Source organism: Mesorhizobium sp. LjNodule214 (genome assembly GCF_964252735.1).
Taxonomy (GTDB): domain Bacteria; phylum Pseudomonadota; class Alphaproteobacteria; order Rhizobiales; family Rhizobiaceae; genus Mesorhizobium.
The window spans coordinates 201,621-218,648 of record NZ_CAXUPE020000001.1 but is presented as its reverse complement, the minus strand read 5'-3'; the positions used below and the strand labels follow the sequence as shown (position 1 = coordinate 218,648).

The window sequence follows — 17,028 nt, the reverse complement described above, 5'->3', positions numbered from 1 at the left end:
GCTCTCCGTCACAGCGGCCCGGTGCGCGAGCCGAACATTTTCACCTGATGTATATCGGGACGGCGGTCGATCGCGTCAACGATCGGGGCCAGCCTTTCGGCCCATTGCATTGCGTCCTTGCCGTCGGCGATCAGGTCCTGGCGGATCTCGATCAGCGCATGGGCAAAGCCGTTGACGATGGCGTGCCGGAACATGGTGTCGCCGCGAAGCGCGCCGTCATAGGGTTCGTTGTCGCCGACCTCGAGGCTCCTGTCGGCCGCCAGCATGTCGATCAGCGGTCGCGCCACCCGGTCGTCCCGGTCCCACAGGATGCCGACATGCCATGGGCGCTCTATGCCTTGCATGGCCGGCGTGAAGGAGTGCACGGAGAAGATGAAGGGCGCCTTCGCGGACGCCTGCGCCACCGAAGCGATCATGGCGCCGACGGCATCGTGATAGGGCCGGTAAAAACTGTCGAGCCGTCTCTCCCGCTCTTCCGGCGCCATGGGGTAATTTCCCGGCACGATGGTGCCGTCATAGAGCTGGCGGACCAGCGTCGGGTCGTCCTCGCCGCGATTGGGGTCGATCAGGAGCCGCGAAAAATTGGCCAGTACCGCCGGCACGCCGAGCATTGCCGCCAGCTCGCGCGTCACCGTCTCGACGCCGATATCGTAGGCGATGTGGCGGTCGAACTCCTTAGCCGGCAGGCCGAGGCTGCCATACTCTTCCGGCAGTTCGCGGCGGGCGTGATCGCCAAGAAGCACGATGCCTCGCCTGCGGTCGCCTTCGACGATATCGAACGGCGCGAAAACTGTGGATCGGGTCATTGTCTGAAAATGGTCTGGTCGCTGGCTTCCGGGGAGGGTGGTATCGTCATTCCACGAAGAGGACGCAGGCGCAATGCCGTTGTTTGGCCACGGTTTCTGCGAAAAATCCGACAAACGGCGACAGATCGCCCGTGGGGCCTTTCTAAATCGATTGGAATTGGACAGAACGGCGCGTTGACATGCGCCCGGAGTTTTCCGAAAAGGGGCGTCGAGAGATGCAGATGTGGTTCTTGAGGGGTTTCAGGATGAGTTCCGCCGGCAGGCCGCGCATGCGCCGTGCCTTCGCCTTGCCGGTCCTGATCGTCACCGCGGGCCTGTCGGCCATGGTCGCGGCCTCGCCCGCCCGCGCCGACTTCCGTGTCTGCAACGCCACGCAGAACCTGGTCGGCGTCGGCATCGGCTATCGCGCCAAGGCCGGCTGGATCACCGAGGGCTGGTGGCACATCGAAGGGTCGAGCTGCAAGACGCTGATCGAAGGGCCGCTGTCATCAAGGTTTTACTATCTTTATGCAGAAGACGCCGAGCGCGGCGGGCGCTGGGATGGCCCGATCAACATGTGCGTGGCCGAAAAAGAGTTCAAGATCGCCGGCGTAACCGATTGCGTCGCCCGGGGCTTCCAGCGCGCCGGATTTCAGGAATATGACACGGGCGAGCAGGCAAGCTGGATGGTCCAGCTGACCGACGAGCCCGCAACGGGAGGCGCTCCAGCGACCCCCGCCCCGGGAACAAACAGTCAATGAGACGTAACCGCAAGGTCAAGATCCTCGCCACCATCGGTCCGGCTTCCTCGTCCGAGGAGATGCTGAAGAAGCTGTTCGAAGCCGGTGCCGATGTCTTCCGCATCAATATGAGCCACACCGACCACGATTTGATGCGCACGCTGGTCGGGCGCATCCGCACTGTCGAGGAAACCGTCGGCCGCCCTATCGGCATCCTTGCCGATCTGCAGGGGCCGAAGCTGCGTGTCGGCAAGTTCGCCAATGGCAAGGAGGTGCTCTCCCCAGGCCAGACCTTCACGCTCGACGACAATCCGGAACCCGGCACATCGAGCAGGGTCTATCTGCCGCATCCGGAAATCCTGAGCTCGGTCGAAGCCGGTCATCGTTTGTTGATCGACGACGGCAAGCTCGAACTGAGGGCGGTCAAGAGCGACGGCAAGTCGATCGTCTGCACGGTCGTTGCCGGCACCACCATTTCCGACAAGAAGGGCGTCAGCCTGCCCGACACCGACCTGCCGGTAGGCGCACTGACCGAAAAGGACCGCAAGGACCTCGACGCGGTGCTGGCGGCAGGCGTCGACTGGGTGGCGCTATCCTTCGTGCAGCGGCCGGAGGATCTCGCCGAAGCGCGCAAGATCGCTCGCGGCCGAGCACTGATCATGGCCAAGATCGAAAAGCCGCAGGCCGTCGCCCGACTACCCGAGATCATCGAACTGTCGGACGCGCTGATGGTCGCCCGCGGCGATCTCGGCGTCGAGATGCCGCTCGAAGCCGTGCCCGGCATCCAGAAGCAGATCACGCGCGCGGCGCGCCGCGCCGGCAAGCCGGTGGTGATTGCCACGCAGATGCTGGAATCGATGATCACCGCACCGGTGCCGACCCGCGCCGAGGTGTCGGACGTGTCGATCGCCGTGTTCGAAGGCGCGGACGCCATCATGCTGTCGGCCGAATCAGCGGCCGGCGCCTATCCGGTCGAAGCCGTGGCGATGATGGACAGGATCGCCACCAAGGTCGAAACCGACCCGACCTATGCCGGCATCATCAATGCGCAGCGCTCGGAACCGGAAGCGACCGGCGCCGACGCCATTTCGCTCGCCGCCCGCGAGATCGCTGAGACGCTGAAACTGTCGACGATCGTCACCTATACGGCATCCGGTACCACCGGCCTGCGTGCCGCGCGCGAGCGCCCGCAGGTGCCAATCATCGCACTCTCGCCGATCCTCAACACCGCCAGGCGGCTGTCGCTTCTGTGGGGCACGCATTGCGTCGTCTCGCCCGATGCGGTCGACCTCGACGACATGGTCGACCGTGCCTGCCGCATCGCGATAGACGAAGGGTTCGCCAAGCCGGGCGATCGCGTCATCATCACCGCCGGCGTGCCGCTCAGGACGCCTGGGTCGACCAACATGCTGCGCATCGCCTATGTCGGATCGGAGACGCAGCCCAGCCGCTGAGGCTGGTTCGCCCGATTGCGGAATTTTGAGCATGATCTTTTCCGAAAACCGGATTCCACTTTTCGGGATCATGCGTTAGGTCGGCGCGAGTTCGGCTTCCGGCACCTTTAGATCGGGACATTTGGCGCCCTGCGTGTCGGCAGCGATGCGTGCTTCCACGCTCCCGGCCATTGCCTGCAGGTCCAGATCCTTGCCGGCGACCTTGCCGATCGCGTCGACGACGAGATCGGGGGCGATCCAATCGGGCTTGTGGCCGAGATTGCGCACCCAGACCAGTTCGGCGCCTGGAATGTCGCGCGCGAGGCCAACCGAATGGATCGTCGCATAGACGATTTTGTCGCGATCGCCCGAGATGATCACGGTCGGTGCCTTGATGTCGTGGTAGCGCGGCGCGGCGGCGAGCACATAGTCATAGAGCCCCGCCACGTCGATGGCATTGGCGCGGAAGGCGGCGGGCCGCAGCACCAGAGGGATCGAAGCCGCGGCCACATAGCCGTCCGGCACCTTGTTGGGAGAAAAGACGCACGTGGTGGCGGCGTCCATCTGCAACGTTCCCGCTGGATAGGCCAGCGTTTCGGAAAACAGCCTGCCGACGACCGGAACCGCCGTCAGTCTGTAATACCAGGCGGTCGCGCCGCCCGGCCAGGGATGGCTGACGGGCGAAATGAAGACGAGGCCAAGCGTCCTGTCGGCATGCTCGCGGCCGAAGGCGGCGGTGACTACGCCGCCGAAGGAGTGGCCGACGACGATCGCTTTTTTGATGCCGAGGCGATCCATCAGCGCCGCAATCGTGTTGGCCTGCGCCGACGGGGTCTCGTTGTCGCCGCGTCCGGACCAGCCGAAGCCGGGACGGTCGAGGAACAGCATCTCGGCGCGGCCTTCGAGCAGGGGCCTCAGCGGCAGCATCTGATCCGCAAGATTGGCGCTGGCGCCGTGAATGAAGACGATCGGCGGCAGGTCGGCATTGGCCGGCGCCGGCACGTGGACAAAATGGATGCGGGCGCCGCCTATATCGGCAAAGTCGCCGGCCGGCGGATTGCGGCGCTCGACCAGCCACGCACCGGCGCGGGTGACGCCGGCAAAGGCGAAGACCAGCGTCAGGAGGAAAGCAAACGCGGCGTAGATGAGGTTCATGAGCAGGAGGTACGGAGCGAAGCGGAATTAGTTCAGGGGCGCAGCGGTTTTTGTGCTGCAAGCCTGCGCATCAAATGCCTTCGCCGGCAAGCTCTTCCGACAGCGCACCGACCTGATCCTGGGCGCTGCGCATCATCGGATAGATGGCAAGGACCTTCTGCCAGGCTTCAAGTGCCGATTGCTTGTGGCCGGTCTCGGCCATGATCTGCGCCAGCCCCGAAAGCGCGCCGAAATGGCGGGGCTCGAGTTGCAGCGTACGGTCGATGTCGGACATCGACTTGCCGTAGTTCTTCATCATGAAATGCACCGTCGCACGCCGGTTCCAGCCTTCGGCATAGGCCGGCTGCAAGGTCACCACCTGGTCGAGGAAATCGAGCGCGACGTCGTATTTCTGGTTTTCCATGGCCTTCTGCGACCATTGCATCATCAGGTCGATCGAGGCGCTGCCGGACTGGAACCATTCGCTCCAGATGCGCCCGGCAATGCGCTCGGCGGCCTTTTCATTGCGTTCGCGCTTCAGGTCGACGAACAGCTGGTCGAGGCGGGCTTGTTTGGTCGTGGCAACCGGAGGCGCGACAGGGTCGTCCGCCCAAGCCGGTGAGCTGGCGGCCGGCAAGACGATGCCGGAAAGCAGAAGGACCGGGATCAATGCAAAAAGAATCCGCATCGCCGGAATCTAGCCCCGGACGGCGGATCGTCAAAGTGATTTTAGCGTGAAAGGGCCGGCAGGCCGGCAATTAACATCATGCGGGCGCGGCAACATCAGCCGCGCGCGCAAAAAACTCAGCCCTGGCGCGCCTTGTAACGCGGGGCGGTCTTGTTGATGATGTAGATGCGTCCCTTGCGACGAACCAGCTGGTTGTCGCGGTGACGCGCCTTCAGCGCCTTGAGCGAATTCTTGATCTTCATGGTCTTGCCTGTTGGTCTGGGCCCGGTTCGGGCCGAATTTTTAAGGCGCGCCCGAAGACGCGCCTTTCAACTTGTGCGTGGCTCATAAACGAGGAGCCTTGCCCATGTCAACCGCAAGCGTGCTGCATAGGCCAAGCGAATGGTCCGCGCTATCAAATATTCGCCATCGACGCCTCGCGCCGTTGCGAAGCGCATGTCCGGCTGGAATGGTGCCAGCGCCGCTACAGCGCCGCGCGTCCTCCTGGACGCGCAAAGGACGCTGTAGCCACTTTGATCTGGCGCATGATCCGTTCCGAAAATCACGCCGATTTTCGGGATCATGCGCGAAGTGATTTGGAGACCCTTATGCGCCGAATTTCCCTGTCCGTCTGCCTTACCATGCTGGCAGTCTCGGCCGCGCAGGCACAAGAATGCGACCGCAGCGACGACAGCCAGTCGATGATGACCATCTGCGCTGGCGCCGACTACCAGGCCGCCGACGCCAAGCTCAACGTGGCCTACAAGGATCTTGTCGGCCGCAATGACGACAAGTCCAACAAGCTGCTGCAGACCGCCCAGCGCGCCTGGATTACCTTCCGCGACGCGGAATGCAATTATACGACCGCGGACAGCGAGGGCGGCTCCATCCATCCTATGGAGGTTTCGCAATGCCTGACGGAACTGACCGATCAGCGCATCAAACAGCTCACCTCCGGCGCCAATTGCCAGGAAGGCGACGTGAACTGCGACAGTCCGAACGAGGACGAGGACCCGAACAGCGACCTGCAATAGGGCTATTTGTTTTACGCAATTCCTGACGGAATAGCGCTGCGCACTTCCTGGGATTGCTCTAGCCGCGGCGGCTGAATCGCGTGAAATGGCCCATCTTGCGGCCGGGCCGCGCCTCGGCCTTGCCGTAGAGATGCAGCATCACGTCGGGCTCGGCGAGCAAAGCCGGAACGCGCAGGATGTCGTCGCCGATCAGGTTTTCCATGACGCAGTCGGAGTGCCGGGCGGGCGATCCCAGCGGCAGGCCGGCGACGGCGCGGATATGCTGCTCGAATTGCGAGACCACGCAGGCAGCTTCCGTCCAATGGCCGGAATTGTGGACGCGGGGCGCCATCTCGTTGGCCAGCAGCGAACCGTCGGCAAGGACGAAGAACTCGACGCCGATGGTGCCGACATAGTCGAGTGCCGTGAGAATTTTTGATGCCGCCGCCTGCGCCGCCGCGGCGGTTTCAGGACTTATCACGCCCGGCAAGGTCGAGGTGTGAAGGATGCCGTTGCGGTGGACATTCTCGGCCGGATCGTAGGCGGCGAGCGTGCGGTCGATGCCGCGTGCGGCGATCACGGAAATCTCGCGCTCGAAGGCGACGAAGGATTCGAGCATCAGCGGCACGTTGCCCATCGCCTCGCAGGCGCCGGCAAGGCCGCCGGTCTCCATGTTGCGGAAGACGCGCTGGCCCTTGCCGTCATAGCCCATGCGCCGGGTTTTCAGGATGCCGCTGCCGTTGAACTTCTTCAGCGCCGCCGTCAGTTCCTCGTCATTGTCGACGGGACAATAATCCGCAGTGGGAATGCCGATGCCGTTGAGGAAATTCTTTTCCGCCAAGCGGTCCTGCGACACTTCCAGCGCCCGTGCCGGCGGATAGACGGGCACCTTGGCGGAAAGTGCTGTGGCGGCAACGACCGGGACGTTCTCGAACTCGTAGGTGACGACGGCGCTGGCCGCCGCCAGTTCGGCAAGTGCGGCGGCATCGTCATAGGCGGCTGTGATCTGCCGGTTGGCGACCTGCGCGGCCGGGCAGTCGGCTTGCGGCTCCAGCACCACCGTGCGGTAGCCAAGACGGGCCGCGGCCATCGCCAGCATGCGGCCGAGCTGGCCGCCACCGATGATGCCGATCGTCGATCCCGCCGGCAGGCTCACGGCGCGTCCGTGGGTTCAGCGGCGACCTTGGCGGTCTGGGCAGCGCGCCAGGCATCCAGCCGGTCGGCGAGTTCTTCGTCGTGCAGCGCCAGCACGGCGGCGGCGAGAAGTGCGGCATTGGCGGCGCCGGCCTTGCCGATGGCCAAAGTGCCGACGGGGATGCCGGCCGGCATCTGCACGATGGACAGCAGCGAGTCCTGGCCGGACAGCGCCTTCGATTCCACCGGTACACCGAAAACGGGCAGCGGCGTCATTGCCGCCGTCATGCCGGGCAGGTGCGCGGCACCGCCGGCGCCGGCGATGATCACCTTGTATCCGGCTGCTTTGGCGCCCTTGGCGAACTCATAGAGCCGGTCCGGCGTGCGGTGGGCCGAGATGATCAGGCGCTTGTGCGCAACGCCCAGCGCCTCCAGCGTTTCGGCGGCGTGGCGCATCGTCGCCCAGTCGGATTGGCTGCCCATGATGATGGCGACGTCGGCGCGGTGATCGTTCAAGCGCATGCTCCCGGCGGCAAAGGCGCGCCTTAGCGGAATTCGCGGGGAGCCGCAAGGACATGGGCTGCCACCAGCCTAATCCGGCCAGCGCAAGGCACCGGACGAGTCCTTGCGGGCCTGCTTCATGGCATCCGCCGGACGCTCGGCCGCGCTCAACACTGCCCGCAGGCGCTCGGCGACGATCTCGGCCTCGCCGGGATGGAGATTGCAGGGATCGAGGAAGAAATGGCCACGTTCGACTTCGTGATTGCGCACGATGATCGGCGGCGACCCGGCGGCCAGCGCCGAGGCGAGGCCGGCTGCGGTGAACCTGCTTTCGGGCGCAACAAAAATCTGCAGCCGGTCGAGCGGGTTGGCGGTCGGATCGGGGATGATGCGCGCGGCGATGCCGGGCAGTCCCTGCAGCGCGTCCTTCCACAGGTTGAGGGCTGCCTCCTCGCGCCGGCGAATGCCGGCATGGTCGCGCCGCTCCCAGGCCTCGAGTGCCGCCATGGTGCCGGCGATGCTTTCCTTGCCGACCTTCATCGCCCTGGCGACGCCCCGGTTCTGCAGATAGGCGGTGCGCACCAGGTCCTTGCGTCCCGTCACGATGCCGCTGGTCGGTCCCGACAGGAATTTGTGGCCGCTGTAGACGACGATGTCGGCGCCTCGCGCGAGGAAGCTGCGCAGATCATATTCCGACGCGGCGTCGACGATCACCGGAACGCCCTTGGCGTGGCAGATCTCGCAGAACTCCTCCAGCGACAGCATGCCGTACTGCACGGTGTGATGGGCAACCACGTAAAGCGCCGCCGCCGTGCGCTCGTTGATCGCCTCGCGCACATGATAGTCCTGCGTGACGCTGACCGTGCCGGCAGGTATCACCCTGGCGCCGGCCATCCGGACCGACTGGTCGATCGGCGCGCCGTAATTGACGATGTGGCCGAGCTGGATGACGACCTCCGACTTCAGGCCTTCCGTGTCGTCCGGCAGGCGTTCGATCGCCAGCAGGTTGGTTCCGGTCATCGCGCCTGCGATCGCCATGGTGATGCCGCTGGCGCAACAGGCGGTGATGAAGCCGGCCTCGCCGCCGGTGAGACGCGCGATCACCGTGCTGGCGGCCCGCTGCAGATCGTCCATCTCCACCCATTGCGAGGCGATCTCCGCCATTGCCGCGATCGCTTCCGGAACGATGATCGAAGCGCCGAGCGTCGTCATCGTGCCAGAGACATTGATGATCGGGCGCAGGCCGAGCCGGTCGCGGATTGGCAGGTTGGAGCGGTCGGCGGAATAGGTGTTCATCTCGGCAGATCCATTTCTAACAAATCAGGTGGCGATCTCGACGACAGCCTCGATTTCGACGGTGATATTGCCCGGCAACGAGCCAACGCCAATCGCCGAACGGGCATGTCCGCCGATCCTATCAAAGACGTCGGCGAAAAGATCGGAACAGCCGTTGACCACCTGCGGGTGGTCGCTGAAGGTCGGGATGGCATTGACGAAGCCGAGCAGCTTGACGACGCGCACGATGCGGCCGAGGTCGCCCGCTGCCGCATGCATGACGGCAAGCAGGTTGAGGCCGGTGAGGCGGGCATGTTGATAGGCTTCCTCGACAGTCACGTCTTCGCCCACCTTGCCGGTGCAAAGCGTGCCGTCGGCGCGCAGCGGCCCTTGTCCCGAGAGAAAGATCAAGCGTCCGCTCTCGGCATGGGTGACGAAGTTGGCGATCGGTGTCGGCGGCTCGGGCAGCGTCAGGCCGAGTTCGGCGAGCCGGATGTAAGGCGTCATAAAATGCTCCTTGCGACAGCTTTCGCTGTCCGGTGTCAGAAATGCGAGGCGCGGAACCGCGCCAGAAAGCTGCGCAGGCGTTCGTTTGACGCTTCCGCCGCCAGGATTTCGGCCGGCGGCCCGACAGCGCTGACGCCGCCATCGGCCATGAAGACGATGCGGCTCGAGGCATCGCGCGCAAAGGCCATCTCATGGGTGACCATCAGCATCGTCATGCCGTCCTCGGCCAGGCTGCGCACGACCGCCAGCACTTCGCCGACGAGTTCGGGATCGAGCGCGGAGGTTATCTCGTCGAGAAGCAGGATCTTCGGCTCCATCGCCACGGCGCGGGCAATGCCGACGCGCTGCTGCTGGCCACCGGAAAGCTCGGCCGGCAAGCTGTCGGCCTTGTGGGCGAGGCCGACCCGGCCAAGCCAGTGCTCGGCGATCGAGCGCGCTTCGGCTTCGCTTTTCCCACGCACCTTGCGCAGCCCGAGCATGATGTTGCCGGCCGCGGTCAGATGCGGGAACAGGTTGAAGCTCTGGAACACCATGCCGGTCTCTGCACGCATCGCCGCCAGGTCGCGTTCGCTGCGCCGCTGGCGCGTCCCGGCGTCGCGATAGCCGACCTCCTTGCCGTCGATGCGGATCGAACCGCTGTCGTAGCTTTCGAGGAAGTTGACGCAGCGCAGCAGCGTGGTCTTGCCGCTGCCGGACGGGCCGATGATGGTCACCACCTCGCCGCGCTTCACCTCGAGGCTGACGGCACGCAGCACCTCGACGGTGCTGAAGGCCTTGGAAACATCGCGCACATCGAGCAGCGCGGCATTGGAGGCATCGGACATTCTTGCTATTCCCGAATGAAGGAGAAGCGCTGTTCCAGCCGCCGGCTGGCAAGCGAAAGCGCGTAGTTGACCGCGAAGTAGACCAGCGCGCCGAGGATATAGAGCGGCATGGCCTCATAGGTGCGGCCGATGACCTGGTTGATGGCCTGCATCAGGTCGGTGATGCCGAGCAGCGACACCAGCGCGCTGCCCTTGACCGCATCGGTGACGCCGTTGATCCAGGGCGGCAGGAAGCGCCTGAAGGCCTGCGGGAAGATGACGTAGGCAAGCCGCTGGCGGAAGGTCAGCCCGATCGCCATCGCCGCTTCGGACTGGCCCTGGGGAATGGAGCCGACGGCGCCGCGCAGATATTCCACGACCTGCGCGGTCTTGAACAAGGTCAGCGCCAGCACGGCCGCCCAGAAGGACTGCAGGTGAATCCCGACAGCCGGCAGGCCGTAATAGACGAAGAAGATGAGCACCAGGATCGGGATGCCGCGGATGGTGTCGCTGAAGATGCGCACTGCCCAGCGCAATGGCGCCGGACCGTAGACAAGGCCGACACCCAGCACGACACCGGCCACCAGCGACAGGACGACGACCAGCAGCGACACCCACAGCGTCACGGCGAAGCCTTCGGCGAGGAACGGCAAGGCGTAGATGATCTGGCTCAGCATGTCAGCGCGCCGCCCTGAACCGGCGCTCGACGAGCCTGAGCGCGAACAGCAGCACATAGCCGGTCAGGAGATACATCGCCGTCGTCACGAGATAGACCTCGACGATGCGGAAGGTGTTGAAATTGATCCATTGAGCGCCGTAGGTGAGCTCGGGCACCGAGATGACCGAGGCGACGGAGGTGTCCTTGAACAGCGACAGGAAGGTGTTCGAAAGCGCCGGCAGCGTGATCCGCAGCATCGTCGGCAGGCGCACATGGATGAGCCGTTGCCAGGGTGTCAGGCCGATCGCCTTGCCGGCATCCAGCTGTCCGCGCGGCACGGCTTCGAGGCCGGAGCGAAACACCTCGACCAGATAGGCGCCGCTGTAGAGCGACAGTGTGGCGACGAACGATGTCGGTGCGCTGTAGGCGATGTCGACCACGGTTGGCAGGCCGTAGAAGACAAGGTAGACGAGCAGGATCAGCGGCACGTTGCGGATGAACTCGACATAGGCGGCGATGATCGACCGCACGACGCGCCCGGCCGAAACGTACCAGACCGCCAAAACCAGGCCGATGACGATGCCGATGGCGATCGAGATGACGGCGAGCTCAAGGCTGAGCAGCAGCCCGCCCCACAGCTTGTCGAAATGCCGCCAGATCAGGTTGAAGTTGAGCGTATAGCCCATGCGTCCGCCTCAATAGCCAGCGTGGTAGCACGCTGTCGAGGAGATAAGGAGGCGGAAGGGCGTTTGCTTGCCCCTCCGCCGGCTTGTTGTCAGATGACCGGGAAACCGGGATGGCGCGCCGGCGGCTCCAACCCGAAATAGTCTTTGAATGCCGCGTCGTAGAGCGCCGTTTCATGACCGAACATCGCAGTCGCGAAGGCTGTGTTGACGAATGCCAGCCAGTCGGGATCGCCCTGCCGCAGTGCGGCCCCGTAAAGCATCGAGAACCAGCTCTTGCCGGCATCGAAGTATTTGTCGGGATTGCGCGAGGCGAGCCAGCGGACCGTCGAGAGATCGACGGCGGCCGCGTCGACGCGCTTCGATTCCAGCGCCTGCAGGACGTTGGCCTGGGTGTCGATCTGCATCACCTGCGACTCCGGCAGGACGAGATGGACGTTCTGCTCGGCATCGACGTTCTGCAGGATGGAAATCCGTGTTGCCGAACCGCCGGCGAGCAGCTTGTCGAATGTCTTGTTCTCGGCCGTCGGAAGCGTCAGCAGCGCGACTCCTTCGACGTAGTACGGCCTGGAGAAGTTGATCAGCTGCGAACGCTGGGCGGTCATGGTCATGAACTGGATGGTGATGTCGACCTTGTTGGTGGTGACATTCGGAATGCGCTGCGCCGGGTCCTGCTTGACGAACTCGACCTTGGTCGGGTCGTCGAAAAGACCCTTGGCCAGGATGCGGCCCATGGTGATGTCCATGCCGACGAGTTCGCCGGCATCGTTCTCGAAATGCCAGGGCGCGTTGGTACTGCCGGTGCCGACGATCAGCTTGCCGCGCTCGAGAACAGTGCGCAGCAGGCTGTCGGGTGCGGCTTGTGCCGTCGCCTTCTGAACATCGACCGAGGCGGCTGCGCCGATCACGCCGGCCGTGGCGAGCCCGGCCATTCCCAGTTTCAGAAAATCACGTCTCTTGGATGTATCGTTCATGGCGACCTCCTTTTCGTGTTGTGTTCCCCTTTCAGATACATGTGTCTTTTGACAAATTGTCTCTTACAAAAGACACATGTACCTTGTACAAGACAGATACTAACATGAGGAATCAGCAATGCAAGACGGCATTGGCGTTACAGTTCGGCCGGACATCAGCCCGGCCGACGACAAGGCTCCCGGCTCTCGTGAGAAAGGCCTCAACCGGGTGCTCGAGATATTTGACTTCCTGCACACGACGCAACGTGCGATCGGCATCGGCGACCTTGCCAAGGGCGTCAACGCGCCGCGCTCGACGACCTATACGCTGGTGCGTTCGCTGGTGGATGCGGGTCTGCTGGAAATGGCCGGCGACGGCAACCGGGTCTATTTCGGCAAGAAGCTTTATCTCTACGGAATGGACTATGTGCGCGGCAACGACCTGCTCCGGCGCGGGCGCCAGGAGGTCGATGACCTGTCGCGCGAGACCGGCGAGACCTCCGAATTGTGCATGCTGCAGAGCGGCCGCTACACGATCGTCCATTCGAGCCCTGGGACCAGGCCGTTCCGGATCAGCTCGGCCACCGGTCTGCAGATTCCGCTGCCCTGGACGGCTTCCGGACGGCTGCTGCTCGCCGGTCTCGAAAGGGCCGATATCGAGGACATGGTCTCCGAAGACGATCTCGTGCTGCCGGACGGACGCAGGCTCAAGATCGACGATTTCATCGGCGATATCGCAACGGCCAGGTCGACTGGCTACTGCGTGACATCGGGCCTTGTCGATGCCTACACGAAATGCCTGGCCGCCCCCGTGTTCTCGGCTCCGGGCAAGGTCGAGGCGACGATGTGCCTGGTGGTTCCGATCGACACGTCGAGGGAAAAAACCGACGAATTGCTTGTCCTGCTGCGCCAGCGCGCGGCGCGGCTGTCGATAGCGGCGTGAGGCGTTTGAGCCGCGAGGCTCGGACGCTGTTCAGGCGATAATGTCGGGAATGATGCGGTCTTCCAGCGCCATCAGCCGATCCTTGAGGAAGAGCTTCTTCTTCTTCATGCGCTGGATCTGCAGCGGGTCGCAGCCCATGGCGATCATCGCATTGATGGCGGCGTCGAAATCGGCGTGTTCCTGCTTCAGGCGGGAATATTCGAGGCGGATCTCAGCCTGTTCCTGTTCGGACATTATCTACCGTCTGCACGTAAGCGGCGCCCAAAGGATGGGCCTGACTGGGCGGGGCCGGCGGGGTTTTGCCACCGGTGCGCAGCCCTTATCACATTTCACATTGTCGTGGAATGCTACCACAGGGCATTCGACATCGATGCCGGATGGTGGCAGAGTGTCATCGCGCTGTCACAGATGCGAACTGGCGGTGGACGCATTTTGGCGGCTGCAATCGAGGAAATCATGAAAGGGAGAACCAATCATGTCTCTTGCATCCCATCTTGATGAGTTGCAGCGGAAACACGGCGACATCGAGCGCGAAATCACCGACGCGATGAACCATCCTTCGGTCGACGACCTCGAGATCGTGAATCTCAAGCGGCGCAAGCTGGCAATCAAGGACGAGATTGAAAAGCTGAAGGCAAAACCGACGACGCACTGACGCTCCACTAGCAAACAGCGCGCGCCCCCTTCGGTGCGCAATCAACTTTCCGGTGGCAGTCATGCCGCCGGTGTTGGTGGTTTGTTCTGAAATCCAACATCCCACTGTTGTCGACACCGGCGAAGCCGGAATGCGACTCTCGCGAACGCCAGGCGTTCCTGGCCTTCCGGCGATTTGCCGCGACTGCTTGCCGCTTGCCATTGACAAGCCATCTTTGCTCCTCCACCTCATGCCCGGACCTTCAAGATAAGAGGCGGCCGGCCATGACCGGGTATTTTTCCTCTCCTTTCCCGCGCCGCACGTCGGTCGGCGTCGACGTCGGCGGCGTCATCGTCGGCGGCGGTGCGCCTGTCGTCGTGCAGTCGATGACCAATACCGACACGGCCGATATCGACCAGACGGTCGCGCAAGTCGCGGCGCTGCACCGTGCCGGCTCCGAGATCGTGCGCATCACCGTCGACCGCGACGAGAGCGCCGCCGCCGTGCCAGCCATCCGCGACCGGCTCCAGCGGCTCGGTATCAAAGTGCCGCTGGTCGGCGATTTCCACTATATCGGCCACAAGCTCCTGGCCGATCATCCGGCTTGCGCCGAGGCGCTCGCCAAATACCGCATCAATCCCGGCAATGTCGGCTTCAAGGACAAGAAAGACCGCCAGTTCGCGGCGATCGTCGAGATGGCGATCAAATATGACAAGCCGGTGCGCATCGGCGTCAACTGGGGCTCGCTCGACCAGGAGCTGCTGACCAGGCTGATGGACGAAAACCAGGCCCAAGGCTTTCCGCTCACCGCTCAGGAAGTCACCCGCGAGGCGATCGTGCAGTCGGCGATCCTGTCGGCCGAGATGGCGGAGGAGATCGGCCTTGGCCGCGACAAGATCATCCTGTCGGCCAAGGTCAGCGGCGTGCAGGATTTGATCGCCGTCTACACCGAACTCGCCACCCGCTCCAACCATGCGCTGCATCTCGGGCTGACCGAAGCCGGCATGGGTTCGAAGGGCATTGTCGCCTCGTCCGCCGCGATGGGCATCCTGCTGCAGCAAGGCATCGGCGACACGATCCGCATCTCGCTGACGCCGGAGCCGAATGGCGACCGCACGCGCGAGGTACAGGTGTCGCAGGAGTTGCTGCAGACCATGGGTTTTCGGCAGTTCGTGCCGATCGTTGCCGCATGCCCCGGCTGCGGCCGCACGACGTCCACCGTGTTCCAGGAACTGGCGCAGAACATCCAGGCCGACTTGCGCAAGAACATGCCTGTCTGGCGCGAAAAGTATCCGGGCGTCGAGAACCTCAAGGTCGCGGTGATGGGCTGCATCGTCAACGGCCCCGGCGAATCCAAACACGCCGACATCGGCATATCGCTGCCCGGCACAGGCGAGACGCCGACGGCGCCGGTGTTCGTCGACGGCAAGAAGGCGGCGACGCTGCGCGGCCCGTCGATCGCCGCCGACTTCGAGAAGATGGTCGCCGACTATATCGAGCAGCGGTTTGGACGCCACGGCAAGGCCGCAGCGGAATGAGCCCATGCCGAAAATCTACTCCGGCGGCCACCTGAAGGCGTCTTCTGCGCTTCCGGTGCTCACGGACCGGATGTCCGCTCCACTCGTCGCCAGGGCGACCTCGAAGCCACCATCATCTGGCTCACCGGAGCGATTTTCAACACGGGCTCAGCGTTTGGCGCATGCCCTTGCGCTTACTATTTCCTTGGGCTCCATCTGGCTTCTGTGTAGCAACGCCGCTTACGCCGACCCGCCGCAATCGGCGGCCAAGAGACTGATCGGCCGGGTCTGCGACCTGATCGAAGCGCATGCCGACCAGAATGGCCTGCCCAAGGATTTCTTCGCCCGCCTGATCTGGAAGGAAAGCCGTTTCGACCCGAACGCTGTGAGCCCGGTCGGGGCAGAGGGCATCGCCCAGTTCATGCCGGGGACCGCAAAGATGCGCGGGCTGGCCAATTCCTTCGACATCGAGCGGGCGATCCCGGCTTCGGCGAAATATCTCGCCGAAATGAAGGCCGGCTTTGGCAATCTCGGCCTGGCGGCAGCTGCCTACAATGCCGGCGAGAACCGTGTGTCGCGCTGGCTGAGTTCCGGCGGCTTCCTGCCGATGGAGACCGAGAGCTACGTCTTCGACATCATGGGCGAACCGGCCGACAAGTTCACCGAAACCACCTATGCCGGTACCATCCAGCCGCTCGACAAGAAAATGAGCTTTGCCGTCGCTTGCCGCAAGTTGCCGGTGATCATGTCGAGAACCGTGGCGATGGCCTCGATCAACGTCAAGCCGTGGGGCGTCCAGGTGGCCGGCAATTTCCGCCGGGGTGCTGCGATCAATCAGTGGCTGCGGGTGAGGGGCCGGTTTCCGGCCTTGCTCGGCGGCCATGATCCGGTCGTCAGCCGGGTGCGCACGCCGATCGGACGACGCGGCATCTATGCGGTCAGGATTGGCACCGACTCCAGGGGCGCCGCCGATGTCATCTGCCAGAAACTGCAAAGCATCGGCGGCGCCTGTATTGTGGTGCGCAACCGGTAGGGCGCGCATCGCAAGTCCTGGCTTGAAGGGGTTTGACGTGACAGCCAAAATCGTCCTGCTCAACGGCGTCGGCAGCGCCGGCAAGAGTTCGATCGCCAGGGCGCTGCAGACGATCACCGCCGAGCCTTTCCTGCATGTGCAGATGGACGCGTTCCTGGAGATGCTGCCTGAGGCGCTGCAGAACCATACGCAAGGCTTCGCCTTCGAAACAATATTGCAGGACGGCAAGCCATCCGTCGCTATCAAGGCAGGTCCGGTCGGCCGGCGAACCATGCAGGGCATGCGGCACGCCGTTGCCGCCATGGCCGGGCAGGGCAACAACCTCATCGTCGATGACGTGCTGTGTGACGGCGAGATATCGGAGTATCGGGCGCTGCTGTCCAACTTCGATCTTCATCTTGTCGGCGTGTTCGCGCCGCTGGAGGTCCTGGAGGCTCGCGAAAGCCGCCGGGGCGACAGATTGCCGGGTTTGGCGCGCTGGCAATACGAACGCGTGCACGAGAACATAAGCTACGACCTTGAAGTCGATACCAGTCAGCTTACGCCGCCCGAATGCGCCCGTCGCATCCAGGAGGAATTTCGGTTATAGGCGGCCATGAATAGGCCGGGGCTGCC

21 protein-coding genes are annotated in these 17,028 nt (G+C 63.8%); 8 read left to right on the top strand and 13 right to left on the bottom strand.

Annotated elements, in window-relative coordinates; all coding sequences use genetic code 11:
* Positions 1-8: 8 nt before the first annotated feature.
* Entirely contained in the window at positions 9-806 is a 798-nt protein-coding gene (locus ACSQ3Z_RS01025; protein ID WP_436169559.1) for an N-formylglutamate amidohydrolase, read from the bottom strand.
* A gap of 323 nt (positions 807-1,129) precedes the next feature.
* On the opposite strand from ACSQ3Z_RS01025, the gene ACSQ3Z_RS01020 reads away from it, so the two are divergent.
* Positions 1,130-1,546, top strand: coding sequence for a DUF1036 domain-containing protein (locus ACSQ3Z_RS01020; protein WP_436171803.1), 417 nt, complete (start codon positions 1,130-1,132; stop codon positions 1,544-1,546).
* A complete protein-coding gene (gene pyk, locus ACSQ3Z_RS01015; protein ID WP_436169558.1) occupies positions 1,543-2,979 on the top strand; it encodes a pyruvate kinase in 1,437 nt (478 codons plus the stop codon). Before ACSQ3Z_RS01020 ends, pyk begins: the two co-directional genes overlap by 4 nt.
* A gap of 75 nt (positions 2,980-3,054) precedes the next feature.
* Here pyk and ACSQ3Z_RS01010 read toward each other — a convergent pair whose 3' ends face one another.
* From ACSQ3Z_RS01010 to ykgO, 3 genes are all read right to left on the bottom strand, one after another.
* Complete coding sequence (locus ACSQ3Z_RS01010; protein ID WP_436169557.1) at positions 3,055-4,113, bottom strand: alpha/beta fold hydrolase; 1,059 nt, start codon at positions 4,111-4,113, stop codon at positions 3,055-3,057.
* Between the two features lie 70 nt (positions 4,114-4,183).
* The gene (locus ACSQ3Z_RS01005; RefSeq protein ID WP_436169556.1) at positions 4,184-4,780 is read right to left on the bottom strand and encodes a tetratricopeptide repeat protein; all 597 of its coding nucleotides are present in this window, start codon (positions 4,778-4,780) and stop codon (positions 4,184-4,186) included.
* Between the two features lie 116 nt (positions 4,781-4,896).
* Complete coding sequence (gene ykgO, locus ACSQ3Z_RS01000; RefSeq protein WP_006203764.1) at positions 4,897-5,022, bottom strand: type B 50S ribosomal protein L36; 126 nt, start codon at positions 5,020-5,022, stop codon at positions 4,897-4,899.
* Between the two features lie 345 nt (positions 5,023-5,367).
* On the opposite strand from ykgO, the gene ACSQ3Z_RS00995 reads away from it, so the two are divergent.
* Positions 5,368-5,793 (top strand): lysozyme inhibitor LprI family protein, encoded by a 426-nt coding sequence (locus tag ACSQ3Z_RS00995; protein ID WP_436169555.1) that lies wholly within the window; start codon positions 5,368-5,370, stop codon positions 5,791-5,793.
* A 58-nt stretch (positions 5,794-5,851) separates the two neighbouring features.
* On the opposite strand, the gene ACSQ3Z_RS00990 is transcribed toward ACSQ3Z_RS00995, so the two are convergent.
* The 8 genes from ACSQ3Z_RS00990 to ACSQ3Z_RS00955 all read right to left on the bottom strand — a co-directional run bounded on the left by ACSQ3Z_RS00990 (position 5,852) and on the right by ACSQ3Z_RS00955 (position 12,307).
* A complete protein-coding gene (locus ACSQ3Z_RS00990; protein WP_436169554.1) occupies positions 5,852-6,928 on the bottom strand; it encodes a 5-(carboxyamino)imidazole ribonucleotide synthase in 1,077 nt (358 codons plus the stop codon).
* Positions 6,925-7,422 carry a 5-(carboxyamino)imidazole ribonucleotide mutase gene (purE, locus tag ACSQ3Z_RS00985; RefSeq protein WP_436169553.1) on the bottom strand — a complete coding sequence of 166 codons (498 nt, stop codon included), beginning with the start codon at positions 7,420-7,422 and terminating at the stop codon, positions 6,925-6,927. The genes ACSQ3Z_RS00990 and purE overlap by 4 nt, the downstream gene beginning before the upstream one ends.
* Before the next feature lie 75 nt (positions 7,423-7,497).
* On the bottom strand, positions 7,498-8,703 hold the full coding sequence (locus ACSQ3Z_RS00980; protein WP_436169552.1) for an aminotransferase class V-fold PLP-dependent enzyme: 1,206 nt from the start codon (positions 8,701-8,703) through the stop codon (positions 7,498-7,500).
* 24 nt (positions 8,704-8,727) lie between these two features.
* Positions 8,728-9,189, bottom strand: coding sequence for a RidA family protein (locus ACSQ3Z_RS00975; protein WP_120013501.1), 462 nt, complete (start codon positions 9,187-9,189; stop codon positions 8,728-8,730).
* Positions 9,190-9,224: 35 nt separating this feature from the next.
* Complete coding sequence (locus tag ACSQ3Z_RS00970) at positions 9,225-10,013, bottom strand: amino acid ABC transporter ATP-binding protein (RefSeq protein WP_436169551.1); 789 nt, start codon at positions 10,011-10,013, stop codon at positions 9,225-9,227.
* A gap of 5 nt (positions 10,014-10,018) precedes the next feature.
* Positions 10,019-10,669 (bottom strand): amino acid ABC transporter permease, encoded by a 651-nt coding sequence (locus ACSQ3Z_RS00965; protein ID WP_436169550.1) that lies wholly within the window; start codon positions 10,667-10,669, stop codon positions 10,019-10,021.
* Position 10,670: 1 nt separating this feature from the next.
* On the bottom strand, positions 10,671-11,336 hold the full coding sequence (locus ACSQ3Z_RS00960) for an amino acid ABC transporter permease (RefSeq protein ID WP_006203774.1): 666 nt from the start codon (positions 11,334-11,336) through the stop codon (positions 10,671-10,673).
* An 89-nt stretch (positions 11,337-11,425) separates the two neighbouring features.
* A complete protein-coding gene (locus tag ACSQ3Z_RS00955; protein WP_436169549.1) occupies positions 11,426-12,307 on the bottom strand; it encodes a transporter substrate-binding domain-containing protein in 882 nt (293 codons plus the stop codon).
* A gap of 118 nt (positions 12,308-12,425) precedes the next feature.
* Here ACSQ3Z_RS00955 and ACSQ3Z_RS00950 point away from each other — a divergent pair, with 118 nt between their 5' ends.
* Positions 12,426-13,229 (top strand): IclR family transcriptional regulator, encoded by an 804-nt coding sequence (locus ACSQ3Z_RS00950; protein ID WP_436169548.1) that lies wholly within the window; start codon positions 12,426-12,428, stop codon positions 13,227-13,229.
* Between the two features lie 30 nt (positions 13,230-13,259).
* On the opposite strand, the gene ACSQ3Z_RS00945 is transcribed toward ACSQ3Z_RS00950, so the two are convergent.
* Positions 13,260-13,463 (bottom strand): YdcH family protein, encoded by a 204-nt coding sequence (locus tag ACSQ3Z_RS00945; RefSeq protein ID WP_006203777.1) that lies wholly within the window; start codon positions 13,461-13,463, stop codon positions 13,260-13,262.
* Between the two features lie 241 nt (positions 13,464-13,704).
* Here ACSQ3Z_RS00945 and ACSQ3Z_RS00940 point away from each other — a divergent pair, with 241 nt between their 5' ends.
* The 4 genes from ACSQ3Z_RS00940 to ACSQ3Z_RS00925 all read left to right on the top strand — a co-directional run bounded on the left by ACSQ3Z_RS00940 (position 13,705) and on the right by ACSQ3Z_RS00925 (position 17,002).
* The gene (locus ACSQ3Z_RS00940) at positions 13,705-13,884 is read left to right on the top strand and encodes a YdcH family protein (protein ID WP_006203778.1); all 180 of its coding nucleotides are present in this window, start codon (positions 13,705-13,707) and stop codon (positions 13,882-13,884) included.
* 263 nt (positions 13,885-14,147) lie between these two features.
* A complete protein-coding gene (gene ispG, locus ACSQ3Z_RS00935; protein WP_436169547.1) occupies positions 14,148-15,401 on the top strand; it encodes a flavodoxin-dependent (E)-4-hydroxy-3-methylbut-2-enyl-diphosphate synthase in 1,254 nt (417 codons plus the stop codon).
* Between the two features lie 184 nt (positions 15,402-15,585).
* The gene (locus ACSQ3Z_RS00930; protein ID WP_436169546.1) at positions 15,586-16,413 is read left to right on the top strand and encodes a lytic transglycosylase domain-containing protein; all 828 of its coding nucleotides are present in this window, start codon (positions 15,586-15,588) and stop codon (positions 16,411-16,413) included.
* A 37-nt stretch (positions 16,414-16,450) separates the two neighbouring features.
* Positions 16,451-17,002: a chloramphenicol phosphotransferase CPT family protein gene (locus tag ACSQ3Z_RS00925; protein ID WP_436169545.1), complete on the top strand. Its 552-nt coding sequence runs from the start codon at positions 16,451-16,453 to the stop codon at positions 17,000-17,002.
* The last annotated feature ends 26 nt before the right edge of the window (positions 17,003-17,028 follow it).